We start from the raw sequence: 23,008 nt of genomic DNA on the forward strand, positions 1-23,008 counted from the left end.
ATGGCGCTATTTTTAACGGCGATAGCGCAATGGAGCGGGGATTATACGCATATATTGCAATTGATAAAGCAGTGATGTGAGTAAAGGCTGTTTGGTTTTTGTTTTCTAGCAACGATTTGTTCTCTAGCTCTGTTCCTATTAGACAAATTTTGAAATTTAAGACAATAAGGTTTCCCTCAATAGGGTTTTGAGTGATAAATTCAAATCGTCAATTTAAACAAAGAGATAGTGTATGAAGTTAGATGCCATCCTGTGGGATTACGATGGAACCTTAGTCAATTCTGTTCCCAAAAATATTGCAATCACAAAAGACATTATCTCTTTGGTCGCACCACACTTGTCAGGTGATAACTTACCTAAATATCTGCTCAGCGAAGCGCTTTATCATGAAGCCAACCACGGCGCTAAAAACTGGCAAGCCTTATATGTCGACTACTACGGCTTATCCCATGACGAAATGTTGATCGCTGGTGGAATGTGGGCAGAGTATCAAGAGAAAAACCAAACAGCCGTAGCTTTGTTTGACGGCATGGAAACGGTGGTCAATCAGTTTGCTCATCTTCCTCATGGAATCTGCTCTCAAAACTCTCAATTGAACATTCGCGCCGTGCTCGACAGTTATGGCATTGGCGATTTGTTTAAATCGGTAGTGGGTTATGACGATGTCTCTAATGGCAACCAAAAACCACACCCGTTTGGTGGTGTGAAATGTGTTGAGAACATATTTGGAGCAGAACAAGCTAATGAGCTTTGTTTGATGTATATCGGTGACCATGAAGCGGACACACAATTTGCTCGTAACATTGAATCTGCACTGGGTAAGAGCGCAAAAGTGATTGCCGTGGCCGCAGGTTATAGCCGATCTGAGCCTGAAAATTGGCAAACCAAGCCCGATTACATTGCGAACAGTGTCGATGATCTTTTAACGATCATTAGCAAGTACGCATAGAAAGCCAAGTATGCATAACGAAGCAGTAAACTTAAAAATCACCAAACGTGAATGACTTTAAGGAAGAGTGATGACACCAAAACAAGTGGTATTAGGATTTTGGGATGCAATGCGCAGTAATGATTTTGCAAAGGCAAGTGAATGGCTAGCCGCAGATTTTGAAGGCTATTGGCCCCAGTCGTCTGAATTGACGGTAGGGCGTGCCAACTTCAAGGCAATCAACTCTGAATACCCAGCCAATGGTGTTTGGGAGTTCACGCTCAATTCGATTGTCTGTGAAGGTGATACCGTAGTAACGGACGTTTCAGTTACAGATAGTGTATTGAAAGACCGAGTGATCACCTTTCACACGGTCGTTGATGGTTTAATTCAAAAGCAAACTGAGTTTTGGCCAGACCCATTCGAAGCGCCGGCGTGGCGATCGCAGTGGGTTAAGGTAGTATCGAGCAATCAGCTTATATCGAATAATCAGGTTGCATCGAATAAGTAAGTATTAGGAGGTTTCATTGAGCAAGGTAGTGATTGTAACCGGCGGAAGCCGAGGCATTGGCGCAGCGACGTCTAGATTGTTGGCCACTAAAGGCTATGCCGTATGCGTTAACTTCATACACAATGAGTCGCGAGCTGAAGACCTAGTGAATGAGATTCGTGAGCAGGGCGGAACCGCGATAAGCGTGCGTGCGGATGTGTCTGTTGAATCGGATGTGAAATCCTTATTCGAGATTGCTCGTAACAAGCTAGGCCCAGTGACCCACTTGGTCAATAATGCCGGGATTTTGTTTACCCAGTCACCATTAGTTGACATCGAATTGGATCGCTTTGAAAAGGTGATGAAGTCCAACGTATCAAGCTGCTTTCTGTGCAGTAAAGCCTTTATCAAACAAGCTGATGGTGCAGGTTCGATTGTGAATGTATCGTCTGCCGCTTCTCGCACAGGCGCACCGTTTGAGTATGTGGATTACGCAGCATCGAAAGGCGCGATGGATTCACTGACCAAAGGCTTATCTCTTGAACTGGCTGCACGTAATATTCGCGTTAACGGTGTAAGGCCGGGTTGTATTTACACTGAGATGCACGCAGACGGCGGAGAGCCAGATCGCGTAGACAGACTAGCTTCGCAGCTACCATTACAACGAGGTGGCACACCAGAAGAAGTAGCGAACTCTATCGTTTGGTTATTATCTGATGAAGCTTCGTATGTAACCGGCTCGTTTATTGATATTGCTGGCGGTCGATAGGGCGTATTGGTCTTCAAATTAAGGTAAATCAGTTACAATACGCAATACGCAATACGCAATACGCAATACGCAATACGCAACAAAAGTACCTAACTAAAAGAACGAAACTAAGAGTACAAACATGAAAAACTATTTTGAAAGTCCGTTTGTTGGTAAGTCACTCAAAGAACAAGTGACCAACCCAAACATTATTGTGGGCGAGCACAGCTATTACTCGGGTTACTACCATAACCACAGCTTTGATGACTGTGCGCGCTACCTATTACCGGATAGATCAGACATCGATAAACTGATCATTGGCAGTTATTGCTCGATTGGCTCTGGCGCCGTGTTTATGATGGCCGGCAACCAAGGTCACCAAAACCAGTGGGTGAGTACTTTCCCATTCTTCTATCAAGACGACGAGAAGTTTGAAGGTGCGATAGACGGCTATGAACACTCTGGTGATACCGTGATTGGTAACGATGTTTGGATTGGCACAGAAGCCATGATCATGAGTGGTGTTAAGGTCGGTGACGGAGCCATCATCGCAAGTCGAGCGGTTGTGACTAAAGACGTCGCACCATACTCGATTGTTGGTTCAAACCCAGCGCGTCACATCCGTTATCGTTTCAATGAAACTGAAATCGCTCAGTTACTAGCAATGAAATGGTGGGCGTGGAGCGAAGAACAGATCAAAGGCGCAATGTCGTTGATGTGTTCTTCAGATATCAATGGGCTTTACCAATATTGGAAAGCATTCAAGTAATTATTGTGACCGGAGCGCTTTGTCTCATCGTTACTGCTTTGGTTTATCGCTTTGATTTATCGGGTAAGCACAGCGTAATGAATTAGATACCCGCACCGACTTGGAAGTAGAGGGCGGTATCTTCTTCACTGAACGCAATATCAATGCCTGAAATAAGACCATAGCGTCTTGCGATAAGGTAACGGAAACCGACGCCGTAAGCCGCGTGAGAGCTTTGATCAAACATGTTTTTATCGCTGTCACCTGCATAGCCAATTCCCGTAAACACCGCGGTTGACCAACGTGGTGTCCATTGTTTGCTTACTTGAACTTCTGCCGCGACGGTGTGTTCACCTTGATAACGATTACGGGCGATACCTCTCAGTTCAATGTCTGGGTAATATTGAGGAGAAAGCACTCGTTCATTGGTCGACAATGATTTGTACTGTCCTCGCAATGCTAGGTTCCACTCCTTGTTTAACTCCCAATAGTTCAGCCCTTCCACATTAAACGTTTGGTAGGTGTAGTCACTGCCAATCGCATCACCAAACCAAAGGTATTCCGCGACATAGTTGTAGCCTTGCGTCGGATTCAAGAAGCTGTTCTTGCTGTCGTATTCAGCGATTAGACCCAAACCGGAAGAGGTCGGTGACGTGTTGCCAATGTTGTTTAAGATTTCTTGTGCTTTGGGGTGGTTATTAAGTGAAAGAGTGGGTGCAAAAAACTGCTGAGAAAACCCCAGTAACCATTGGGAGTCGGGTACTCTAAATTGGAGTTTCTGTATCCCGCCCATGCCCTTGAGTCCTAGCTCAACACCTTCGTTTGGATCGAGTGGAAGCAGAGCATTCGATGAGCTTTGTCGATAGAAGGTCATGTTGATATCGCCATAACCTAAGCCACCAAGGTAGCGTATTGAATCTTCCTTCCAACTGCGCTTGTGACCAACAAACGCCATCCAAGTGCCATTCTCTGTTGCAAAACCGCCAACCGCAGTGATTGCAGGGGTAAGAAGCTGCGCGCCGCCATCGATGGATTTTTCGGCGAGTTGTTTACGCGTGTTTTTTTGTTCGTCAGATTCGTGCATGAAGATGCCGGTGAAGCCGCCACCATATCCTACCGCAGGCTCTGTAATGAGAATTGGGACAGGAAGAAAACCATAGGCATTTTCTGCGAGGTATTCTCCCATATCGAGTTGACCATCAATTTCATCGATAAAGCTGACGGCGTGGGTCGTCGTAGAAACAAGTATCAGGCTACTTAGTGCTAGGGGTTTAAAGGTCATAACATTCCGTATTATTCACTATCTATTAAATTGAGTGTAATCAATCAAATAGTTAGCGCAATAGAACGGGGAGTATTAACCGAGATATCTGTTCAAAAGGCGATTGGAACACCGTTTACTTTTGGATTAGCTCTACGTACGTCAGAATATCCAGAGCATCTTGCTTTGTGATAACGCCTTGCCATGCTGGCATACCTTGTTCTACATCGCCTTCTAAAATGTCATCCGCCAAAGAACTTGGACTGGTAAAAAAGCCGCTTAGTTTATTAGCGATGTTAGCGGGCTTGTGTGGTAACGAAGCGGCAGTAGGCCCGTTTCCGTGACCTTTGTCGCCATGACACACCTGACAAAGCTGTCGATACTTGGTTTTGCCATTGGCGAAGTGACTCGCGTCGACTTCTGAGGCTGCACTCGCATTAAAGGCTATCATTGAAGCGACTAAACCCAAGAAAGCTAACACGTGTATATGGTTCATGGTTTTCATTGTTCTATTCTCGATTATTATTTAACAATGAAAGAATAAGCAGGTGTGAGTAGAAGAAACGTGAATGAGATAGCTTGATTATCCCGAATTCAAAGCAGGTTTGGTTACGGGTGACCATCATGTGATTTAGGTAAATGATTGATTATATGCATATTGCATAGTATGGCGTGTCGCATTAGCGTGGTGGATGAATTGGAGGGGTATTATGATTAGTTGCAACGATTACGATTATATTGAGATTGTGTGTATGCACCGATACCCAATCAAGTTAACTCTGAAATCTGGCGAGCAGATTGAATGCGTCGGGTTAGATACTCAACGCAATGACAGCCGTGAAGAGTGTATTAAGGTCAGTATTCACGGTTCGGAACAACTCGTCGTACTCACTGATCTTTCCACACTAGAAGTCTGTGTCGATAATCCTCATTTTCAGCAGATTTCATTCAAAACGTCATAGGTTGTCAAATGAATAACACGATAGAGCAATGCTATTGCACCGCGTGCCGAGAAGACACACAACACGTTGTTGTGTTGGTTAGAAAGACGAGTGCATTTGCAGACAAACCCAACCAAAAGCGCAGCGAGTTTTGGGCAGGCGTGATTAAAGGTTGGTTCCTCGGTCCGTTTATCGCGTCAATGGATGAGTTTTCTCGTCATCTTGTCTGCGAAAAGTGTGGTCATAAAGAGATACAAGATTAGTTAAGATCTAACAGAATTACAGCGTCAATTGGCTTAGGAAAAACAAATGAAAGTACAAATGATTGAAGCCGTAAAGGCATATGGTTTTTCAGTAAGAACCACCAATACCAATGAGATGGAACCAGCAACAGCCAAGATAGGCCAATTGTGGCAGGGCTTCTTTGACCAAGCGTTTCCGAAATTAACGCCGGATTCAAAAGTGTATGGCGTCTACACCAATTACCAGTCTGACTTTACGGGCGAGTTTGATGTTATCGCGTGTACCAACGCACTTGCAGATCAGAATTTAGATGCGCTTGTAGAAACCGAAATAGAGGCGGGCAAGTACTTAACGTTTTCTGCTGAGGGTCAATTACCACAAGCTGTGATCGACCTATGGGGTGAAGTGTGGGCGTATTTCAATGCTGCAGACTGCCCACATGTTCGAACTTACACAACAGATTTCGAATTTTACAAAGGTGAAACTGAAGTAGAAATTTCGATTGCGATTCAGTGATCAATTTAAAATGAACAAAAGGCTTAGCTTAGACTGTGGTGGCTAGTTAAGAGACAGTAGTTACCGGTAGAGAGACAGAGGAGACCCAGTTAAGCCTTTGAATATCTGTTCATTACAAAGAAGATACAGTGTCACGTAATTACCTTAATACTTACGCTTTATCTAACCCTGAATTCCCCTAGAGCACCCCAAATACCCTTAAGTCACCCAAAAACACAATCTTGCTTAGTTTCATTCCACAAAGGGTATTGCTTCATAACTTGGGTGTAGAGCTTGCTGTCTAGGTGGGCTCTTAACCAATGTCCTACGTTTTGATATTCAGATTGCACAAACCATTTTTTTTCGACTCGTACGAACTGGCTAACAAACGGCATAACAGCAAAGTCGGCTAGGCTAGGTGTATCGCCAAACAGGTACTCGTGTTGAGCGAGTTTACTTTCTAGTTCTGAGATAAACACTTCGCAAGCGTGTCGACGTTGCTCTACATCGATGTTTCGGTAACGAACAGACGCACGGTACTTTTCTAAGTGACCAATAAAGTCATCATCGTTGGTTTTAATCAGCTGTTGGACTTGCTCGCTAAGTGTTGGATTGTTGGAGCGTAGAAGATCTTGAGGATCATTTTGTTGAAGTGCCCAGTTCATCACTTCTATGCTTTGTTCAATGATTTGTCCATTCGGTAAAACCAATACAGGAACAGTGCCTTTTGGCGAACTGGCCAATAGTTCGCTAGGTTTGTCTTTGGTAACGATTTCTCGAAGTAACACTTTTTGCTGTGATAGTGCGATGCCCATTCGTCCGCGCATTGCATAAGGGCAGCGGCGCAAAGAGTAGAGGATAGGTAGGTCGGATTCGTTCGGCATTATTGAGGTCATTTAGTTTGAAAAGTGTTGTACGGTGGTAAAGAGATCGTGATGTGGGTAGAATACGCGGCTTAAAAATTATAAGTAAGTGAGCGACTTCAAAAATGAGCAGAAAAATTGAGTTATTAGCCCCAGGTGGCGATGTAGAAGCGATAAAAGCCGCCATCGTAGCGGGTGCTAATGCAGTTTATTGTGGTTTAGACACATTCAACGCTCGTAACAGAGCCTCTAACCTATCGTTAGACGAATTGAATGGTGTGATTCGCCTTGCTCATGAATACGGCTGTGAAGTGTTCCTGACTCTTAACGTTGTGCTACTGGAGCACGAGACTAAGAGCATCACCAAACTGCTGAACCAGCTTGTGAACACCAAAGTGGATGGCATCATTGTTCAAGACTTGGGTTTATTCAACCTGGTTAAGAAGCATTTCCCATCATTAGACGTTCACGCGTCGACTCAGTTAACAACGCACAACGAAGGCCAGATTAAGTTTTTGTCTAAGATTGGCGCAACACGCGTTAACTTATCTCGTGAGTTGAACCTGCCTGAAATCAAGATGCTGACGGAAGTGGCACACGATCACGATGTATTAACCGAAGTGTTCGTACACGGTGCTCTGTGTATCGCATTCTCAGGTCAATGTTACTCAAGCTCAGTAAGTGTGGGTAACTCAGGTAACCGTGGTCGTTGTAGCCAAGCGTGTCGTGATGAATATGAAATCACCAACGCGGGCAACAAGTTCCCACTCAACCTGAAAGATAACTCAGCTTACTACGACCTACCTGAATTGGTTGATGCGAAAGTTGACTCATTGAAAGTAGAAGGCCGTATTAAAGGCGCACACTACGTTTACACCGTGGTAGACACATGGCGTAAACAGATTGATAGCTTTGTAGAAAGTGGTTTGTTGATCGAAGACGATTCGAACCTGCACAAAGTATTCAACCGTGATTTCACCAACTCTTTTCTAAAGGGCAACCTAACGAAAGACATGTTCATCGATAACCCGCGCGACAACAGCATGAACTACGCTGTTGAGAAAGCGACGGAGCAGAACAACGAAATCTCAGTGGTACAGATTCAAGAGGTGACCAACGAACTTCACCAAGCGAAAGACGTTCTTGGTAACGAGATGCGTGAAAAGATCGAGTTCCTTGATATTCGCAAGACACCAGTAGCACTGTCGTTCAGCGCAAAATTGGGTCAACCATTTACGGTGACCGTGAACACGCCAAAAGAAAACTTTACCCTTCAATCTAAATCGCTATTGAAAGCGGTTGAAGAGAAGGCTATTACTCAAGAGCTACTTGAGAAGCGATTCAAAAATGTTAAGAGTGCAGTTCATACGCTAGAAAGCCACGACTTCAGTAAAGTGGATGCGGGCTTGTTGATTCCTCTAAAAGAAGTGTCAGACCTGAAAGACGAGATCGACTTCATTCTGAACGGCTCTGTGGAAGTGATTAAGCATGTTGAAGTGCCAGCATTGCCTGAGCACCCTAAAGTGAACGAGAAGCCGACTATGTCTATGCTTATCGCTGATGTAGAAGACTTACACCTATGTGATGTGACTGACGCGGATGTGTACTTCAAACTGCCTGAAAGTTTCAAGAAGCGTTGTAACAAGTACATCGACATCTTGGCAGCAAACCCACGTTTGATTCCTTGGTTCCCAGCGGTATTGATCGGTAAAGATTACGACGAAGCCGTTCGTATTCTTGAAGAAATTAAGCCTGCTCGCATCGTGACAAACAACACGGGTATTGCTTACAAAGCTTACGAGATGGGTATCGAGTGGGTTGCTGGCCCGTTCATGAACACAACCAACTCTCACGCATTGGTTACTCTGAAAGAAGAGCTTAACTGTGCTGGCGCATTCATTTCGAACGAGATCAATAAAGGTCAGATTCGTCATATTCGTCGCCCAGAGAACTTCAAACTGTTCTACAGCATCTACCACCCAATCTTGATGATGACCAGCCGTCAGTGTTTCTTCCAAAGAACTGTAGGTTGTAATAAGCCAAGCATTGAAGCGGGTTGTATGTTGAAGTGTGAGAAAGCGACCACGATTACCAACGTGAAAGGCATCTCTTTCGCGGTTGATAAACAGAAGGGCGGCTACCCAAGTATTTACAACCACGAGCAGTTCTTAAACCATGACGCAGTAACTGACTTCTCAGGTCTGTTCGACGAGTTCTTTATTGACCTAACCAACATCGGTGCAGGTTCAAAAGAAGTACAAGACAAAGTAGAGCTTATCAAGCACTTCGAAGCGCTACTGAACGGCGTTGAAGGTTCACAACAGAACCTGGAGCAGATGGTCGAGATTCGTACTAATGCGCAGTACGTTCAAGGCCTATAAGCTGCAAGGTTTATAGGGTTCATGGTCTATAGCTTTTAAGACAAAGATCGTTCATGGTCTATAAGACTTAAACGCTTATAAGCACTTTGAACCAATAAACAAAAGGCCACTCAATCGAGTGGCCTTTTTGTATCTGAGTATTCTGAATCAGTGAATATGTTATTCCGTGACTGTTTCTTGTTTGAAGCATGGGCTTTTCAACGTGTTCATCTTTTCGATTTCGTTGGTTAAGCGGAGTGAGAGCAGGGCTTTTTGGTTCGAAGCAAAATCAAACATAACGATGGTCGCGGTACCGATTGTCGTCAGTTTCTGCTGAGTCTTACTGACAATCGCGTATTCCATGGTAAACCGGTCGTCTTGAATGTCGGTGACACGAGAGCCTATCATCAACGTATCTGGATACGTGACTGGGCGGAAATACTTACAGTAAGTGTCGCCAAGAACAGGCCCAACTTTGGTAATCGCCATCTCTTCCATCAACTCAACGTGCTTGAAAAAATCTAAGCGAGCGGTTTCGAAATAGCGAAAATATACGGCGTTGTTAACGTGATTGAGTGCGTCCATTTCTCCCCAAGCGACAGGGATTTCTGTTACTACCGGATAGTCAGATAATAGTGCTTCCATGCGAACTCTCTTATTGTTATTGGAATAAAAACCCTACCGCTAATTTAACAAAACTGCAACATGTGTAATTCAAGTTTTTGAAGCCTGAAATCACACAGTGTCAGTCACTTAGTTACACATGCACTCGATGGCTAGGCATTAAGGTGTTTGAATTGCAGCTCAACTAAGCGTTGGTACAATTCGCAGCTATTGATGAGAGACTGGTGGTCGCCGATGTCTACTAGCTGTCCTTTATCGAGCACTGCAATCTGGTCGGCGTGTTTAATTGTTGATAATCGGTGCGCGATAATGATGGTTGTTCTGCCACGCATTAATTCTTCTAAAGCTTGTTGAACATGATGTTCACTTTCGCTGTCTAGCGCACTGGTTGCTTCATCTAACAATAGAATATTCGGATCTTTTAGGATGGCACGAGCGATGGCAATGCGTTGTCTTTGCCCGCCAGAAAGCCTAACACCGCGTTCACCAAGAAAACTGTTGTAGCCATCAGGTAGGTTTTGAATAAACTCGTGCGCGTGTGCTTTTTTAGCCGCCTCGATAACTTGTTCGTCTGTTGCCTGCGGGTTGCCGTAGCGAATATTATGGAACACATCGTTACTGAACAGTGCGGGTTGCTGCGGCACCAACGCCATCTGCTTTCTTAGCTCGTTAGGATCAAACTGATTCAGTTCAACACCGCCTAACGTCACTTTACCCACTTGCGGGTCGTAGAAACGTTGCAATAGTTCGAACAGGGTAGTTTTACCTGCACCAGATGGACCAACTAACGCCAACACTTTGCCTTCATGCGCAGTTAACGTGAGGTTACTTGTTGCGGGTTGGTCGGGTCTGGATGGGTAACAGAAGGTCACATCTTCAAAAGCGACTTCTGGTGTCACGTTATCTAGTGATGTTGGATTTTCTACAGGCGCAACAATGTGGCTTTCGACTTGTAGAATCTCGATTAATCGTTCGGTAGCGCCTGCCGCACGTTGCAGCTCGCCCATCACTTCTGAAATCGTACCTAATGACGAGGCAACCATGATTGCGTAGAACACAAACGCAGCCAGATCTCCCGCCGACATGGTGCCGTTGATGACATCACTGCCGCCAACCCAAAGCATGCCTGCGATAGCACTGAATACAATCACGATAACGCCGGAGATAAGAATCGCGCGCTGTTTTACACGCTGGCGACCGATCTCGTAAGCCTTTTCCACTTCTACCGCGAATGACGCTTTCTCTTGCTCTTCTCGGCTGTAGCTTTGAACCGTTTTAATATGCTCAATTGCTTCACCTGCATAGGAACCCACATCAGACATCGAATCTTGGCTTTGACGAGAGAGGGCCCTCACACGACGCCCGTACACAAGAATAGGAATCAAGATAAACGGCACCGAGGCCAATACAATCAGCGTCAGCTTAATATTGGTCGCAAACAGCATGATGATTGCACCAATACACATCAACGCACTGCGCATCGCCATCGAGAACGATGAACCAATGATACTTTGCAATAGCGTCGTGTCTGTGGTGATACGTGACATGATGTCGCCACTGCCATTGGTTTCGAAGTAACTTGGATGCAGTGTCACAACATGATTGAAAACCGATAAGCGAATGTCTGCACTCACACGCTCCCCAACGGAAGAAACCAAATAGAAGCGGAAGAAAGTACCAATCGAGATCAATACGACCACGACCATGATGAACTGAATTGCGCTGCCTAAATCTGAGAGTGATTGTTGGCTAAAACCTTGGTCGATGAGAAGGCGAATACCGTGTCCGACTGAAAGGGTTAAGCTCGCTGTGAAGATCAACGCGATCAACGCAGCAATAACACGACCTTTATAAGGCTGAATGAATTTACTCAGCTCAAACAAAATACGGAGGCTTTTTTTCTCAGGTTTGGCACCGGGATCTTTTTGAGTCTGTCGCTGGTTTGAGTCGAGCGTAGAAGAGACATCGTTTTGCATATGACTGCCTTAATGTGTTGTCGCTTTAAAAATAGATGGCTTGTGACTTACTACTTATTACTTATTACCTGTACTGCGAGTTGTTCGCTGGGAAGTAATTGTTGTTGAGAATAGAACCCATTAAAGCATTTATTGCGCTGTGACGCTCACTAGGAAACTCAATTTCCAATATTTCTTCACCACTAAGTGAATAATTCGAAACGACCTTAAAGGAAAACTAAGCATTCTGATCCAGTCATTGTGAGAGGGGAATAGGGCATTTAACTCTAATTTTTATGCAAGTAAATTGGCATTGATAGGAGAGTGTGCTCATAAGTTATCAATCGAGTTAGGATTTATAAATTGATGGAAAAACGTTTGCTTTTTGTCTCGACATTAACTTTATCAATGACTTGCAACTTTTGGTTGTAAGACCAGTTATAGCGACTGTTTTTTGTGCAATATTTGTTACAAAAATTCAACAAAGTAGTTTTTTATACATTTTTCTTGCATAARACCTCGGATTGAATAGAATAACCAACAAATGACAATTAATGCAGTATTGTGGCATGAGTATTCAAGTAAAGAGCATCAACAAATCATACGGTGATACCCAAGTTCTTCACGACATCAGTTTCGACTGTGAAAGTGGCGAAACCTTGGTATTGCTTGGCCCAAGCGGCGCGGGCAAGAGTTCATTACTGCGTGTATTGAACCTGCTAGAAATCGCGGACAACGGCGAGTTAGACATTGCGAACGAGCAATTCGACTTTTCAAGCCAAATCCAAGAGAAGCAGGGGCTTAAACTTCGTCGTAAAGTCGGCATGGTGTTCCAGCAATACAACTTATGGCCACACATGACAGTGATAGAAAACTTGATTGAAGCACCAACAAAAGTTGCGGGTTTGGATAAGCAAGAAGCGATTAAACAAGCTCAAGAAGTACTAAAGACACTTCAACTTGCCGACAAAGCAGACGCTTGGCCACTTCAACTGTCTGGTGGTCAACAACAACGTGTTGCAATTGCACGTGCGCTGATGATGAAACCGGATGTGTTGTTGTTTGATGAGCCAACAGCAGCGCTTGATCCTGAAATTACCAACCAAGTCGTGAGCATTATTAAAGAATTGAGCGGGACGGGCATTACCCAAGTGGTAGTGACGCACGAAGTTGATTTCGCGAAGAAGATTGCTAGCCATGTTCTGTACCTAGAGAAAGGGTACATAGTTGAACACGGTACCAGCGATTCATTCGTTAATCCTAAGACACCTGAGTTTGCTGAGTATTTGACTCACTAAGTCACTCATAAAAACAAGTTAACTCACTAGATTTAGCTAAACACAACATCACTCAAATTATAAGAATGGCCACAGGCCGCAATTACACAGTATTCGGAGTAACAAAATGAAAAAGATTCTACTAGCTTCACTTATCGGCCTTGCTTCTTTCAATGCAGCAGCTCAAGAAGAAATCAAATTCGCAATGGAAGCGACTTACGCACCGTTCGAATACATGGATGAGAACAACCAAATCCAAGGTTTTGACGTAGACCTAGCAAACGCACTTTGTGAAGAGATGAAAGCGACATGTACTTTCCACAACCAAGCATTCGATAGCTTGATCCCAGCTCTTAAATTCAAACGTTACGATGCAGCGATCTCAGCAATGGACATTACTGAAGCGCGTCTTCAACAAGTGAACTTCTCTAACGCTTACTACGATAACTCTGCAGCATTCATCTCTTTTGAAGGCAAAGTAGCAGACCAAACAGCACTAGAAGGTAAGCGTGTTGGTGTTCAAAACGGTTCTACTCACCAGAGCTTCCTACTTGAGCAAATGACTGGCGTAACAGCGGTACCTTACTCAAGCTACCAAGATGCATTCATCGACATGAAAAACGGTCGTATCGATTCTGTATTTGGTGACACAGCTGTTGTAGCTGAATGGTTCAAGAAAGAAGACAACTTAACGTACGTTGGCGACCAAGTAACAAACCAAGAGTACTTCGGTAACGGCTTTGGTATCGCAGTAAACAAGAGCAACCAAGAACTTGTAGACCAGCTTAACGTTGCACTTGCAGCGGTGAAAGCGAACGGCGAATACGACAAGATCTTCAACAAGTACTTCGGTAAGTAATTTATGGAATTAACGGGTTACTCTTTAGGGCTCGTCGAAGCAAGCTGGATAACTGTTCAGCTTGCGTTCGTAAGCCTATTGGTTGGATTGGTTCTAGCAGTTTTGTTTGCGAGTGGTGAGATGTCTCGTCGTATTGCAATCAAATGGCCAACGACTGCATTTGTGACGATTGTTCGTGGTTTACCAGAAATTCTGGTCGTACTGTTTATCTACTTTGGTTCGACACAAGTTCTGTTCATGATCACTGGCGACTTCATAGAAGTGAGCCCGTTCTTATCTGGTGTTGTTGCACTGTCACTTATTTTTGCTTCTTACGCTTCGCAAACCTTGCGTGGCGCGCTAAAAGCAGTAAGCAAAGGGCAGAGAGAAGCAGCAAGCGCGCTTGGTATTCCTCAGTCTCGTGCATTCTTTCGTATCGTGTTACCTCAAGCGGTAAGACACGCACTACCAGGGTTAACCAACCAATGGTTAGTGTTACTGAAAGACACCGCGCTAGTATCGCTGATTGGCGTAACGGATTTGTTGAAACAAGCACAACTAACATCAGCAGCAACGCACGAAGCATTTACTTGGTACGCAACGGCAGCAGCTATATACCTAATCATCACATTGATTACGCAAAGAGCAGTAAAAGTGATTGATGGTAAGTTCTCTATTCAAGGTTTGGGTAACAAAGGGGCAATGGCATGAATCAACAACACCTCTCTCAAATGCTTGAAGGCTTAGTGACCAGTCTGCAACTCACAGGCGCTTCATTGCTGGTTGGTTGTATCTTGTCACTGCTGATGACGGTAACGCTAATCCTAAGAATACCTGCGATTCACTGGTTAACACGTGGCATCATTACGCTGTTCACCGGCACACCATTACTGGTCCAGATCTTCTTGGTGTATTACGGCCCGGGTCAGTTTGATTGGATTCGTGAAAGCTTCATGTGGACTTGGTTAAGCCAACCTTGGTTCTGTGCAATGTTAGCATTAGCGTTGAACACTGCAGCATACAGCACGCTACTGTTCAGAGGCGCATTCAACGCGATTCCAGCAGGGCAGTGGGAAGCATGTCGCGCACTTGGCATGGACAAAATCGCAACGCTGAAAGTGTTACTGCCATACGCTCTACGCCGCGCCGTTCCAGCTTACTCGAACGAAGTGATTTTAGTCTTCAAAGGCACGTCACTGGCAAGCACCATCACCATCATGGATTTGATGGGCTACGCTCAGCGTATCAACGGCCAAACCTACGACACGCTCACCGTGTTCGGCATTGCTGGCGCATTCTACTTAGCAGTAAACGGCATACTAACGCTGATCTTCCGCCAAGTAGAGAAGAAAGCCCTCGCATTCGAAGCGGCGTAAGCTAGTAACTCACAAGTTTAATTAACGTATAAAGCCTGCCATTTATGTTTACATAGATGGCAGGCTTTTTTGTGTTTGGGGTATGCGCACGGGTACTGTTTTATATCCAGTAGCTCGGTTTTTTTGCGAAATTCATACTATATGGAAATATTCTGCATTTTGTCATTCAATGAGCCTATCTATGTTTTAAGTCACTGAAATACTGTGATTAATTGTGGTAGAGTTCCGCTCATATGAAACTAGATAGAATGATTCTGTATTTAAATGCAGAATTTTTCTGTCTAAGAACTGTTATGCTTTTAAGAGGAAAATATGAATGAAAGAAGTACTGGTGAACTAATTTTAACCTTAAATGAGGATTTTGAGCGCTGTTATACCAACGTCTTAAAAGATATTGATGAAGGTGAAAAGCAAGAAGATGGTTCCACTATCGCTGATCACGAGTTTAACGCTCGCCAACTTGTTAGGGCTGGCTTCGCATACATCGAAGGAGTCAGCTTTTCTCTAAAAGTTGCTGCAATTGATGATGCAATTGAAAATGGTATTGAACTATCTCAAGCTGAAATCGACTTTGCGTTTGAAGTTTCTCACCAGTTAAACGATAAGGGTAATATTGTTGAAGTTAGTGCGCACATCAACTTAACGAGAAATATCAAATTTGCGTTTAATTTATATTCTAAATCTCATCGGCTAGACAAGTCATTTGATGCGGGGCTTACTTGGTGGAGTGACTTGAGGAAGGCAATCAAAGTCCGAGACAGACTGATGCATCCTCGCAGCCCAGAAGATCTCGATATAGAACCAAGTGAAGTAATCACAATTGTTTCTGCTGTGAGAGGCTTCGAATCTTTGCTAGCCGAATATATTGGGGTCAAAGCATAACAAAGCATTTAAGAGTGATTCGCAACGCTTGGCAGTTTCGCTTCGCTCAAGTATAGGCAAGCGCCGCTCACACCTTAATGCGGCGTTATGCATCAAAAGGATAATCATGCAACTAGCTAATTTTACTGAAGACTATTGGCAGCTAAGAAACGGTGAGATTTGTCATCGTGACAATCCTAAAACATTTTGGATTCCATCACTCGATAACCGAAAAGACCTACAAGTTGGTGATGCAGCAAAAGTTATCTTAGAAATCGAGTGTAAAGATGACAATGGTAGTGTCCATATTGAATCAGAACGAGGCTATGTCATCGTTTCAGAAATAGTGATGGACAAGTTTATAGGTATCTTAGATTTTCAACCATCTTGCATTGACCCCGAGGAGGTTGATGTTTATTTAGGCTTTGGTGTGGAAATTCCTTTTGGAGTTGAACATGTCATAGACATTGACCGACCACCAAAAGACTATGTTGATTGGCAGTTGGGGCAAAAGCCAGAAAAATGCTGGTACCGTCGCTGATGTATAACAATCGCTTCAACCTGACTGCCAACCTATGGCATTTTTGGTTCGGTTAGGCTTATGTGGCTACGGTGGTCTGTTTGAGTGCGGTGCAGTTGGCAGCAAGTTAAGCGGGCGTTAGGTAGCTAAGGAATGGCAAGTCGAACATATGAAACCAAGTATAGATGATGTACTAAAAGCTCTTCAGGAAAGCTGGTCCTTAGAAAGCACTGAGGAACCTGAAAACTGGACTCCATCCAATCCAAGCCGCGGACAATGTGGAATATCTTCACTAATAATTAACGACTATTTTGGTGGAAAGCTAGTGCTATGGAAGGTGTTCTTGCGTGGAGAACAAGTTGGCTTTCATTACTCAAACGAGTTACCTAATGGTACCCCATTTGATTCAACTGGCGATCAATTCTGGGAAAGTGAAGAACTGAAAGACCCTTCTTCATTTGAGAGACCAGAGAAACCACCAAAGAATGGAGCTGACCGGTATTTGAACTTATCAAACTTGGTTCGTAGTAAGTTGGAAAACTACCGGGCAGAAGCAGAAGTCGTTACCTAACAAATTGCTCAAATGGACTTCTAACGCTTGGCAGTTGTTTTTGGTGGTAAGTTTGAGTGCGTTGGTAACGTTGTTCGTTATCTGGTAGGGCGTTTATTCTGTTTATAATTCTGGTGGTTTATGAAAGTTAGAGCAATGAGTCCAGCTGATTTATCAGCCTTGTATGATATTTATATTGAGAAGGAAGTAGTTAACAACAATCGCTATTCACCCGATATAAAACGGGAAGAATTCGACTTAATGTTCAATGGTAGCCAGCACAATTTCGTGGCTGTTGAAACCGGTGGAGAAGTGTTTGGGCACTTGGCTATTATCACGACTGAAAAACCAAGGCTCAAGCATTCAGCGTCTTTTGGTATTGTTGTTGCCAAAGCGTCACGAGGTAAAGGTGTTGGTCGTTTCTTAATGGGGCACTTGTTATCTTATTGTGAGAATGAACTCGATTTAGCTCGCCTTGAACTAGAAGTTCACGCTAACAACAAAGCGGCACTGGCGTTGTACAAATCCTTTGGTTTTGAAATCGAAGGTACAAAGCGTAAAGCTGTACTCGTCGAAGATGAATTAATAGATATTGTCATCATGTCGAGAGTACTAACATAACGAAGCAATTAAAACGGTGCTCAACGCTTGATTTCAGTTTAAGTGTTTTTAGTTTAGGTAGAGGGTCGCGTTACTTACTCGGTTGTTTGCTGCGAGGAAATAAACATGAAACAACTAATATTCAGAAATATGCAGTTAGCTGTAAGTATTGGATCTGGTTTTGCGATCTATCAGTACTTTTTTATGACAGACGGTGCGTTTGATTGTTATGGGTCAATTGTGGTGTCTGCTTTTACGTTTGTAGTTAGCAGTATTGGTACCGTTCTAAAAGAGATAATCATGCGTAAAAAGGAGACTGCGTGAGAATAGTGGAAGCAAGTCGGTCTGATCTAGAGTCTTTCTTCGAGTATATAGGAGCGCAGCTTCTTGAAAATGCGGATGATGATTCTCCACTTTTCCAACCGCTCTCTAAAGAGAATTGTGTAGTTTCAGAACAATTTAAAGACAAGTTTCGAAATGGTTTTGAGGCAAGCCTTGGTGAAAATGGCTGGAGAAAGCTATGGGTAATCAAAGACTCTAAGGAACGAGTGTTTGGTCATGTAGACCTACGTCATTACGGTGAAGAGTATAAGTTTCATCGTGTGCTTCTCGGAATGGGTGTTGATTCAAGTCTAAGAAAGCAAGGGTTGGGTGTAGAACTGATTAAGTGCGTGACTGAGTTTTGTAACGAGAGCCCAAGTATCGATTGGTTAGATCTCAATGTTCTCTCGAATAATCTTCCTGCAAAAAATTTGTATTTGAAATGTGGTTTCGAAGTGATTGGAGATGTCCCAGGTTGTTATCTTATAGAAGGACAGTCTGTGTCTGAAACAATGATGACACTATGCACGAGAAGTTCCGAGTAAGAACGCTTTTAAGAATGAATTATGACACTTGGCATCCTAAGCTTATGTTAGTGCTTAAGCTTGGTGTCAGCGCTTTTACACGGCAACTCTACCTAGAAGCAAAAGAGGAATCATGACAAAAATCTATTTCGTGTGTGGCTTTATTGGCTCGGGTAAGACGACTTACTCTAAAGCGCTTGCAGAAAAGTATGGCGCCTTTCGTTTCTCGATCGATGAGTGGATGATTCCTTTGTATGGCGAGCATATGGAGCGTGAAGTTTTTGATCGCCGGCTAGCTACGCTACAAGGGTTATTCAAAGACTCTACAATGCAGCTGTTTTCCTTGGGTGTTCCGGTGATTTTTGACTTCGGTTTTTGGCGTAAATCAGACCGGGATTCTTTTACAAGCTGGGCATCAAACCTAGGTGTGGACAGCGAAGTTCACTACCTTGATGTTCCGTTTGAGACTTGTAAGCAAAGAGCATTTAGCCGCAACTCGGAATTGAATGGTAAGTCTTATGAAATGACACCTGCAATGTTAGATTTGTTTTGGTCTTGGTTTGAGGTTCCAACTGCAAATGAAAATATTATTTGGGTTCAACAGGAAGCTCAATAAGGTATGTAGTCAAACATAGTTTAAGTTAGCAGCTCCTTAATCGGAGGTTCAATGGACCAATCAAGCAGTGCTTAGAGCTAGCCTTAACTTATCAGCAACGGAAGCATCTACCGCTTCTTGGCGCGTAATTCTTACGTGTTGTCAGCTGCTTAACTGAATGTGGTTAGAATTTAAAAAGTACGCCTGCCACTGATTTACAAGGCTTGGCACTTCTCGTTTAATGTAGGTTAGTGTTTAACGTCTTATGGTTTAGGTTAGTGACGTTGCTCGGACCGTAAAGTGGTATGTGGACAGGGAAAGTTATGAATCAACAAGAAGCCTTTATAGGATTTGCGGTTTATGGGGTTATCAGTAGTTTAATCGGCCTTTTTACATTTTTTATTATCAAAGATGCAAAGTACAAACAAACATTGTGGACTTTGCAGTCTGTTATGTTCGGTATCTTTTCGATTGGTTTTATCTATTGCTCTGGTGGTAATGGGCCAGAATTGTTGGTCTGGATTCCGCTGGTTACTTTAATGTCTATTTACAATGTCCACTCTTTGAAATTTTGTGGTTCTTGTGGAAAAACTAACGGAAGAAAAAGTGGATTGTCATCCATTAAATCATGTCGTGAATGTGGTAATGCTTTATAGTAAAGCTAATAAATATCAGACGTTTGTTCATTTTAGTTTCAGCCTTAAAAGGAAGTTGTATGAATTTAGATAAAGCTAAAAAACGTATCGCAAAGCAGGTTAAAAAAGGCGACAACGGATATCCAAAAATCACGTTAGCGTATTACGGAACGACCAAAGATCTCGCAACGGAAGTCGCAGTTCAATTTATGCTGGGTGAGAGCGATGGTGTTCAAGAAGAACGTTTTTCTTGTGAAAGCGAAATCCGAGATAATGAGCTAATCCAAACGACGCTGCTCAAGATAATCGAGCGCGCTAATGTGAACTCAGTGATTGAAGTTGAAGGCGTGGCTGTTCTTTAGTTTTATAAGAGTCAGTTGGCTTGCTAGGAAAATTTACTCATAATTTATCAAGGAAGAAACGTTATGAAATTAGCTCAGTTAAATATAGCTCTGGCAAAATACCCGTTAGATGCGCCGGAAATAAAAGAGTTTGTCGATAACTTAGAGTTGGTCAATGGAATTGCAGAAAGCAGTGAAGGGTTCGTTTGGCGTCTGAAAGATGAATCTGGTGACGCCACCAAGATCCAAGCTTTCGATGATCCTAATATGATTGTGAACATGTCGGTGTGGGACTCTGTGGATTCGTTAAAGAACTTCATGTTCCGCACGCATCATCGTGATTTCATGCGCCGAAAGGGGGACTGGTTTCATCGTTTACCTGAAGATACTTATGTGCTTTGGTGGATTGAAGAAGACCATATTCCCACACTCGAAGAAGCAATAGAGCGACTTGAACACCTCAGAGAAATCAGTGATACACCGTATGCCTTCACTTTCAAAACCAATTTTACAGAGTCAGAAGCGCCAAAATAGCGTTCATAGATAACCAACATTATGTTTTTAGACGTTTTATGGTAATTCCCGTGAAGATGAGCCGGTTATTGGTATGATGTATCTATAGTATTCGAGAGGTTTTATGATGTTGAAAATGAAAAGTAGTGTACTTGCGATGTGTTTATTCGGTTTCAGCATGAGTGCTACCGCTTCAACACTGGAAGAGTGTGCCAAACTTCTTCCTGACGGTCACACGTATAAAGTAGAGATCATTTTAGACGTAGATAAGACTGAGAAGGATCCAACGGTGAAAGGCAGTTTTGGTGTGACGGGGGGAGCGGATGCGCCAGATACTTTTGATATCGGTGATTTTGTCGAGTGCGCAGGTCCTCTGATCAAAACCGTAGATACAGACAGCAACGATGCGTCTAATTCCTAGTCACTGGTTGTTGCGTTTGTCGGCCCTAGACGCCAGAGGGTATTCTGCATTTAAACAGATAAAGGTAAGTTGTGATTGAATTTAAAACGGTCGGTCTTTTTGTACTTACGGCGGTCGCCGAGATTGTAGGGTGTTATCTACCTTATCTTTGGTTGAGAGAAGATAAGAGTATTTGGTTATTGATTCCAGCTGCGATAAGCCTCGCGTTGTTTGCTTGGTTATTGACGCTTCATCCTACCGCGACAGGGCGTGTTTATGCAGCCTATGGCGGTGTGTATATTTCTGTTGCCCTAATATGGCTGTGGCTTGTTGATGGCGAAAAGCCGACAACGTGGGATTTGGTCGGTGGTTCAGTGGCACTACTCGGTATGGCGATTATTATGTTTGGCCCTCGAAACGCATAACGTGCTTACACAAAAATACCGCCGTAATCAACGGCGGTATTTTTATTAGGCTTATTGCATCGTTCAGCTGAGAACAGAAAGATTAGTTAACGTGGGCTAATTCGACACTCTGTGTTTCATTAGCGACTTTCCAATCGCCACCTAACGCTTTATACACCGCAATCGTCGTATTGGCGGTTTGAAGCTTGGCGGCCACTTGGCGATCTTGCATCGCTTTTTGTTGTCTTTGTGCGTCTAACACCGACAAGTAATCGACTAGGCCCGCTTTGTATAGCGACTTTGCTTTACTCACTGCGTTATCGACGGCAAGGGTGGCTTCATCGATGCGCTTTTGGTTCTCTTGGCTACGGCCATAGGCAAACAAGCTTGAATCGACTTCCGCAAAGGCGCTATCAACTGAGTGTTGATAGTTTAGCGCTGCAGAACGGAACCTTGCTTCGTTCATTTCAACCATGGCTTCGCCTCGACCACCATCGAATACATTCCAACTTATGCCAGCAGATGCCGCCCAACCGAATGAATCGCTACTGAATAAGTCATCAAAACTTCCTGCAGTTACTCCTGGCGTACCCGTTAGGAAGAATTTTGGATAGCGATTGGCAATGCTTGCGCCGAGTTCTTCGTTAATGGCTGCCATTTCTCGTTCTGCAATTCGGATGTCTGGGCGCTGTTCTAACAAGTCAGAAGGTAAGCCTGTCGGAATAACATCGTTCATTCTCGGTAACGTAAATTCACCCGCTAAACGTTGGTTCACGCTCGTAAGTGATTCGCCTAACAACACTGCCATACGTTGTTTGTGAACTTGCTCTGCGATTTCAAGTTGAGGAACAATGGATTCAGTCGCGGCAAGCATGGCTTTGGCTTGAGCAAGATCTAACTCCGAGCCATAGCCGCTACGAACCACTTTGGTGACCAGTTCTAAAGTCTGCTTTTGGTCGGAAATGTTCTCTAGTGCGATCGCTTTTCGCTCTTGAGCGCCACGATATTGCAGGTAGTTGTGAATGACATCGGCAGTGATCAAGGTGTTCAAACCGGATTGGAATATCTCGGCTTGTTCAACTCGAATCGTCGCCGCGTTGGATTGCTTATCGATACGTCCAAACAAGTCCATTTCCCAGGCGATGCTAGCACCTAAGAACCCGCCATCGTGTTGCGCTTCCAGCAACGACATCCCCGTTGCTGATTCAACCGCATCAGAGGCGCCAAATACCGGGCCGAGTAGGGAGTCGTTCTCACTCAGTTGGTAGTTGTAATAACCGCCGCCGACATTGATGGTCGGAACCTTGAATGATTCAACCACGCTTTTGTATGAGTTCGCCATGTTGATTCGCTCGGCGGCCAGTTTAAGTGGGATGTTCTGGTTTTGAACATCGGCCACTAATTGATTGAGCGTTGGATCATTGAACTGTGCCCACCAATGATTGTGCTGTTCGTCTTGGTTCACCCCTTCTTGGCTGTATAGAAATGTCTCAGCCATGGTCGTTTGTGGTTCTTCGTAATCTGGGCCAACGGCACAGCCGCTCAGCAACAAGGCGAGAGCAATAGGAGCCACTTTAAACTTAGTTAATGGATACAT

General features: G+C 43.8%; 30 protein-coding genes and 1 pseudogene. 25 read left to right on the forward strand and 6 right to left on the reverse strand.

Annotated features, from left to right (window positions below; genetic code table 11):
* Positions 1 to 232 precede the first annotated feature (232 nt).
* The 4 genes from L4C44_RS02830 to catB all read left to right on the forward strand — a co-directional run bounded on the left by L4C44_RS02830 (position 233) and on the right by catB (position 2,935).
* Positions 233 to 949: an HAD family hydrolase gene (locus L4C44_RS02830; protein WP_428804319.1), complete on the forward strand. Its 717-nt coding sequence runs from the start codon at positions 233 to 235 to the stop codon at positions 947 to 949.
* A 70-nt stretch (positions 950 to 1,019) separates the two neighbouring features.
* On the forward strand, positions 1,020 to 1,439 hold the full coding sequence (locus L4C44_RS02835) for a nuclear transport factor 2 family protein (protein WP_428804320.1): 420 nt from the start codon (positions 1,020 to 1,022) through the stop codon (positions 1,437 to 1,439).
* Positions 1,440 to 1,455: 16 nt separating this feature from the next.
* Positions 1,456 to 2,187 carry a glucose 1-dehydrogenase gene (locus L4C44_RS02840; protein ID WP_428804321.1) on the forward strand — a complete coding sequence of 244 codons (732 nt, stop codon included), beginning with the start codon at positions 1,456 to 1,458 and terminating at the stop codon, positions 2,185 to 2,187.
* Between the two features lie 121 nt (positions 2,188 to 2,308).
* A complete protein-coding gene (catB, locus tag L4C44_RS02845) occupies positions 2,309 to 2,935 on the forward strand; it encodes a type B chloramphenicol O-acetyltransferase (RefSeq protein WP_428804322.1) in 627 nt (208 codons plus the stop codon).
* 82 nt (positions 2,936 to 3,017) lie between these two features.
* On the opposite strand, the gene L4C44_RS02850 is transcribed toward catB, so the two are convergent.
* The gene (locus tag L4C44_RS02850; RefSeq protein WP_428804323.1) at positions 3,018 to 4,196 is read right to left on the reverse strand and encodes a BamA/TamA family outer membrane protein; all 1,179 of its coding nucleotides are present in this window, start codon (positions 4,194 to 4,196) and stop codon (positions 3,018 to 3,020) included.
* Between the two features lie 115 nt (positions 4,197 to 4,311).
* Positions 4,312 to 4,680, reverse strand: coding sequence for a c-type cytochrome (locus L4C44_RS02855; protein ID WP_285954189.1), 369 nt, complete (start codon positions 4,678 to 4,680; stop codon positions 4,312 to 4,314).
* 205 nt (positions 4,681 to 4,885) lie between these two features.
* Here L4C44_RS02855 and L4C44_RS02860 point away from each other — a divergent pair, with 205 nt between their 5' ends.
* The 3 genes from L4C44_RS02860 to L4C44_RS02870 are packed head-to-tail and all read left to right on the forward strand — an operon-like array spanning position 4,886 to position 5,875.
* Positions 4,886 to 5,137, forward strand: a complete 252-nt coding sequence (locus L4C44_RS02860) for a Rho-binding antiterminator (RefSeq protein WP_146491521.1) — start codon at positions 4,886 to 4,888, stop codon at positions 5,135 to 5,137.
* Positions 5,138 to 5,145: 8 nt separating this feature from the next.
* A complete protein-coding gene (locus tag L4C44_RS02865; RefSeq protein WP_136980905.1) occupies positions 5,146 to 5,379 on the forward strand; it encodes a hypothetical protein in 234 nt (77 codons plus the stop codon).
* Positions 5,380 to 5,425: 46 nt separating this feature from the next.
* Positions 5,426 to 5,875, forward strand: a complete 450-nt coding sequence (locus L4C44_RS02870) for a GyrI-like domain-containing protein (protein ID WP_146491522.1) — start codon at positions 5,426 to 5,428, stop codon at positions 5,873 to 5,875.
* A gap of 203 nt (positions 5,876 to 6,078) precedes the next feature.
* On the opposite strand, the gene L4C44_RS02875 is transcribed toward L4C44_RS02870, so the two are convergent.
* Positions 6,079 to 6,669, reverse strand: coding sequence for a glutathione S-transferase (locus tag L4C44_RS02875; protein ID WP_261383460.1), 591 nt, complete (start codon positions 6,667 to 6,669; stop codon positions 6,079 to 6,081).
* A gap of 173 nt (positions 6,670 to 6,842) precedes the next feature.
* On the opposite strand from L4C44_RS02875, the gene L4C44_RS02880 reads away from it, so the two are divergent.
* The gene (locus tag L4C44_RS02880; protein WP_146491524.1) at positions 6,843 to 9,098 is read left to right on the forward strand and encodes a peptidase U32 family protein; all 2,256 of its coding nucleotides are present in this window, start codon (positions 6,843 to 6,845) and stop codon (positions 9,096 to 9,098) included.
* 159 nt (positions 9,099 to 9,257) lie between these two features.
* Here L4C44_RS02880 and L4C44_RS02885 read toward each other — a convergent pair whose 3' ends face one another.
* Together L4C44_RS02885 and L4C44_RS02890 are read right to left on the reverse strand one after the other, a co-directional pair.
* Positions 9,258 to 9,722 carry an acyl-CoA thioesterase gene (locus L4C44_RS02885; RefSeq protein WP_048658683.1) on the reverse strand — a complete coding sequence of 155 codons (465 nt, stop codon included), beginning with the start codon at positions 9,720 to 9,722 and terminating at the stop codon, positions 9,258 to 9,260.
* Between the two features lie 131 nt (positions 9,723 to 9,853).
* Positions 9,854 to 11,677, reverse strand: coding sequence for an ABC transporter ATP-binding protein/permease (locus L4C44_RS02890; RefSeq protein WP_428804324.1), 1,824 nt, complete (start codon positions 11,675 to 11,677; stop codon positions 9,854 to 9,856).
* A gap of 548 nt (positions 11,678 to 12,225) precedes the next feature.
* On the opposite strand from L4C44_RS02890, the gene artP reads away from it, so the two are divergent.
* The 17 genes and pseudogenes from artP to L4C44_RS02975 all read left to right on the forward strand — a co-directional run bounded on the left by artP (position 12,226) and on the right by L4C44_RS02975 (position 21,432).
* Positions 12,226 to 12,954, forward strand: a complete 729-nt coding sequence (gene artP, locus L4C44_RS02895; protein WP_146491526.1) for an arginine ABC transporter ATP-binding protein ArtP — start codon at positions 12,226 to 12,228, stop codon at positions 12,952 to 12,954.
* Between the two features lie 106 nt (positions 12,955 to 13,060).
* Positions 13,061 to 13,792: a lysine/arginine/ornithine ABC transporter substrate-binding protein gene (locus tag L4C44_RS02900; RefSeq protein WP_123305080.1), complete on the forward strand. Its 732-nt coding sequence runs from the start codon at positions 13,061 to 13,063 to the stop codon at positions 13,790 to 13,792.
* A gap of 3 nt (positions 13,793 to 13,795) precedes the next feature.
* A complete protein-coding gene (gene artQ / locus L4C44_RS02905; protein WP_428804325.1) occupies positions 13,796 to 14,482 on the forward strand; it encodes an arginine ABC transporter permease ArtQ in 687 nt (228 codons plus the stop codon).
* Positions 14,479 to 15,147 (forward strand): arginine ABC transporter permease ArtM, encoded by a 669-nt coding sequence (artM, locus tag L4C44_RS02910; RefSeq protein ID WP_428804326.1) that lies wholly within the window; start codon positions 14,479 to 14,481, stop codon positions 15,145 to 15,147. The genes artQ and artM overlap by 4 nt, the downstream gene beginning before the upstream one ends.
* A 312-nt stretch (positions 15,148 to 15,459) precedes the next feature.
* Positions 15,460 to 16,029 (forward strand): hypothetical protein, encoded by a 570-nt coding sequence (locus tag L4C44_RS02915; RefSeq protein ID WP_428804327.1) that lies wholly within the window; start codon positions 15,460 to 15,462, stop codon positions 16,027 to 16,029.
* 106 nt (positions 16,030 to 16,135) lie between these two features.
* Positions 16,136 to 16,549, forward strand: coding sequence for a hypothetical protein (locus tag L4C44_RS02920; RefSeq protein ID WP_428804328.1), 414 nt, complete (start codon positions 16,136 to 16,138; stop codon positions 16,547 to 16,549).
* Positions 16,550 to 16,697: 148 nt separating this feature from the next.
* A complete protein-coding gene (locus L4C44_RS02925; protein ID WP_146491537.1) occupies positions 16,698 to 17,099 on the forward strand; it encodes a YunG family protein in 402 nt (133 codons plus the stop codon).
* Between the two features lie 120 nt (positions 17,100 to 17,219).
* Positions 17,220 to 17,699, forward strand: a complete 480-nt coding sequence (locus L4C44_RS02930; RefSeq protein WP_253656744.1) for a GNAT family N-acetyltransferase — start codon at positions 17,220 to 17,222, stop codon at positions 17,697 to 17,699.
* Between the two features lie 105 nt (positions 17,700 to 17,804).
* Positions 17,805 to 18,002, forward strand: coding sequence for a hypothetical protein (locus tag L4C44_RS02935; protein ID WP_146491538.1), 198 nt, complete (start codon positions 17,805 to 17,807; stop codon positions 18,000 to 18,002).
* Positions 17,999 to 18,544 carry a GNAT family N-acetyltransferase gene (locus L4C44_RS02940; RefSeq protein WP_428804329.1) on the forward strand — a complete coding sequence of 182 codons (546 nt, stop codon included), beginning with the start codon at positions 17,999 to 18,001 and terminating at the stop codon, positions 18,542 to 18,544. Before L4C44_RS02935 ends, L4C44_RS02940 begins: the two co-directional genes overlap by 4 nt.
* A gap of 112 nt (positions 18,545 to 18,656) precedes the next feature.
* Positions 18,657 to 19,139: a P-loop nucleotide/nucleoside kinase family protein gene (locus L4C44_RS02945; protein WP_428804330.1), complete on the forward strand. Its 483-nt coding sequence runs from the start codon at positions 18,657 to 18,659 to the stop codon at positions 19,137 to 19,139.
* 59 nt (positions 19,140 to 19,198) lie between these two features.
* Positions 19,199 to 19,267 (forward strand): annotated as a pseudogene (locus L4C44_RS02950) (DUF1801 domain-containing protein); the annotation flags it as partial.
* A gap of 174 nt (positions 19,268 to 19,441) precedes the next feature.
* The gene (locus tag L4C44_RS02955; protein WP_146491542.1) at positions 19,442 to 19,774 is read left to right on the forward strand and encodes a hypothetical protein; all 333 of its coding nucleotides are present in this window, start codon (positions 19,442 to 19,444) and stop codon (positions 19,772 to 19,774) included.
* Positions 19,775 to 19,833: 59 nt separating this feature from the next.
* Positions 19,834 to 20,115 carry a hypothetical protein gene (locus L4C44_RS02960; RefSeq protein WP_146491543.1) on the forward strand — a complete coding sequence of 94 codons (282 nt, stop codon included), beginning with the start codon at positions 19,834 to 19,836 and terminating at the stop codon, positions 20,113 to 20,115.
* Between the two features lie 63 nt (positions 20,116 to 20,178).
* Positions 20,179 to 20,628, forward strand: coding sequence for a DUF3291 domain-containing protein (locus L4C44_RS02965; protein WP_428804331.1), 450 nt, complete (start codon positions 20,179 to 20,181; stop codon positions 20,626 to 20,628).
* Between the two features lie 103 nt (positions 20,629 to 20,731).
* Entirely contained in the window at positions 20,732 to 21,028 is a 297-nt protein-coding gene (locus L4C44_RS02970; protein WP_146491544.1) for a hypothetical protein, read from the forward strand.
* Positions 21,029 to 21,099: 71 nt separating this feature from the next.
* Positions 21,100 to 21,432 (forward strand): YnfA family protein, encoded by a 333-nt coding sequence (locus L4C44_RS02975; protein ID WP_004733816.1) that lies wholly within the window; start codon positions 21,100 to 21,102, stop codon positions 21,430 to 21,432.
* Positions 21,433 to 21,514: 82 nt separating this feature from the next.
* Here the strand turns inward: L4C44_RS02975 and L4C44_RS02980 are convergent, their stop codons facing one another.
* Positions 21,515 to 23,008 (reverse strand): efflux transporter outer membrane subunit, encoded by a 1,494-nt coding sequence (locus L4C44_RS02980; RefSeq protein WP_428804332.1) that lies wholly within the window; start codon positions 23,006 to 23,008, stop codon positions 21,515 to 21,517.

Origin of the sequence: Vibrio satsumensis (genome assembly GCF_050337435.1) — a bacterium.
Classification (GTDB): Bacteria; Pseudomonadota; Gammaproteobacteria; order Enterobacterales; family Vibrionaceae; genus Vibrio; species Vibrio satsumensis.

Excerpts from the sequence above, each read along its gene's own strand:
- L4C44_RS02900 (WP_123305080.1), top strand. The coding sequence starts at position 13,061 with ATGAAAAAGATTCTACTAGCTTCACTTATCGGCCTTGCTTCTTTCAAT.
- L4C44_RS02915 (WP_428804327.1), top strand. The coding sequence starts at position 15,460 with ATGAATGAAAGAAGTACTGGTGAACTAATTTTAACCTTAAATGAGGAT.
- L4C44_RS02855 (WP_285954189.1), bottom strand. The coding sequence starts at position 4,680 with ATGAAAACCATGAACCATATACACGTGTTAGCTTTCTTGGGTTTAGTC.
- L4C44_RS02870 (WP_146491522.1), top strand. The coding sequence starts at position 5,426 with ATGAAAGTACAAATGATTGAAGCCGTAAAGGCATATGGTTTTTCAGTA.
- L4C44_RS02935 (WP_146491538.1), top strand. The coding sequence starts at position 17,805 with ATGAAACAACTAATATTCAGAAATATGCAGTTAGCTGTAAGTATTGGA.
- L4C44_RS02945 (WP_428804330.1), top strand. The coding sequence starts at position 18,657 with ATGACAAAAATCTATTTCGTGTGTGGCTTTATTGGCTCGGGTAAGACG.
- L4C44_RS02830 (WP_428804319.1), top strand. The coding sequence starts at position 233 with ATGAAGTTAGATGCCATCCTGTGGGATTACGATGGAACCTTAGTCAAT.
- L4C44_RS02955 (WP_146491542.1), top strand. The coding sequence starts at position 19,442 with ATGAATCAACAAGAAGCCTTTATAGGATTTGCGGTTTATGGGGTTATC.
- L4C44_RS02850 (WP_428804323.1), bottom strand. The coding sequence starts at position 4,196 with ATGACCTTTAAACCCCTAGCACTAAGTAGCCTGATACTTGTTTCTACG.
- L4C44_RS02835 (WP_428804320.1), top strand. The coding sequence starts at position 1,020 with ATGACACCAAAACAAGTGGTATTAGGATTTTGGGATGCAATGCGCAGT.
- artQ (WP_428804325.1), top strand. The coding sequence starts at position 13,796 with ATGGAATTAACGGGTTACTCTTTAGGGCTCGTCGAAGCAAGCTGGATA.
- artP (WP_146491526.1), top strand. The coding sequence starts at position 12,226 with ATGAGTATTCAAGTAAAGAGCATCAACAAATCATACGGTGATACCCAA.
- L4C44_RS02890 (WP_428804324.1), bottom strand. The coding sequence starts at position 11,677 with ATGCAAAACGATGTCTCTTCTACGCTCGACTCAAACCAGCGACAGACT.
- L4C44_RS02980 (WP_428804332.1), bottom strand. The coding sequence starts at position 23,008 with ATGTATCCATTAACTAAGTTTAAAGTGGCTCCTATTGCTCTCGCCTTG.
- L4C44_RS02860 (WP_146491521.1), top strand. The coding sequence starts at position 4,886 with ATGATTAGTTGCAACGATTACGATTATATTGAGATTGTGTGTATGCAC.
- L4C44_RS02880 (WP_146491524.1), top strand. The coding sequence starts at position 6,843 with ATGAGCAGAAAAATTGAGTTATTAGCCCCAGGTGGCGATGTAGAAGCG.
- L4C44_RS02875 (WP_261383460.1), bottom strand. The coding sequence starts at position 6,669 with ATGGGCATCGCACTATCACAGCAAAAAGTGTTACTTCGAGAAATCGTT.
- L4C44_RS02885 (WP_048658683.1), bottom strand. The coding sequence starts at position 9,722 with ATGGAAGCACTATTATCTGACTATCCGGTAGTAACAGAAATCCCTGTC.
- L4C44_RS02920 (WP_428804328.1), top strand. The coding sequence starts at position 16,136 with ATGCAACTAGCTAATTTTACTGAAGACTATTGGCAGCTAAGAAACGGT.
- artM (WP_428804326.1), top strand. The coding sequence starts at position 14,479 with ATGAATCAACAACACCTCTCTCAAATGCTTGAAGGCTTAGTGACCAGT.
- L4C44_RS02930 (WP_253656744.1), top strand. The coding sequence starts at position 17,220 with ATGAAAGTTAGAGCAATGAGTCCAGCTGATTTATCAGCCTTGTATGAT.
- L4C44_RS02970 (WP_146491544.1), top strand. The coding sequence starts at position 20,732 with ATGATGTTGAAAATGAAAAGTAGTGTACTTGCGATGTGTTTATTCGGT.
- L4C44_RS02960 (WP_146491543.1), top strand. The coding sequence starts at position 19,834 with ATGAATTTAGATAAAGCTAAAAAACGTATCGCAAAGCAGGTTAAAAAA.
- L4C44_RS02965 (WP_428804331.1), top strand. The coding sequence starts at position 20,179 with ATGAAATTAGCTCAGTTAAATATAGCTCTGGCAAAATACCCGTTAGAT.
- L4C44_RS02925 (WP_146491537.1), top strand. The coding sequence starts at position 16,698 with ATGAAACCAAGTATAGATGATGTACTAAAAGCTCTTCAGGAAAGCTGG.
- L4C44_RS02865 (WP_136980905.1), top strand. The coding sequence starts at position 5,146 with ATGAATAACACGATAGAGCAATGCTATTGCACCGCGTGCCGAGAAGAC.
- catB (WP_428804322.1), top strand. The coding sequence starts at position 2,309 with ATGAAAAACTATTTTGAAAGTCCGTTTGTTGGTAAGTCACTCAAAGAA.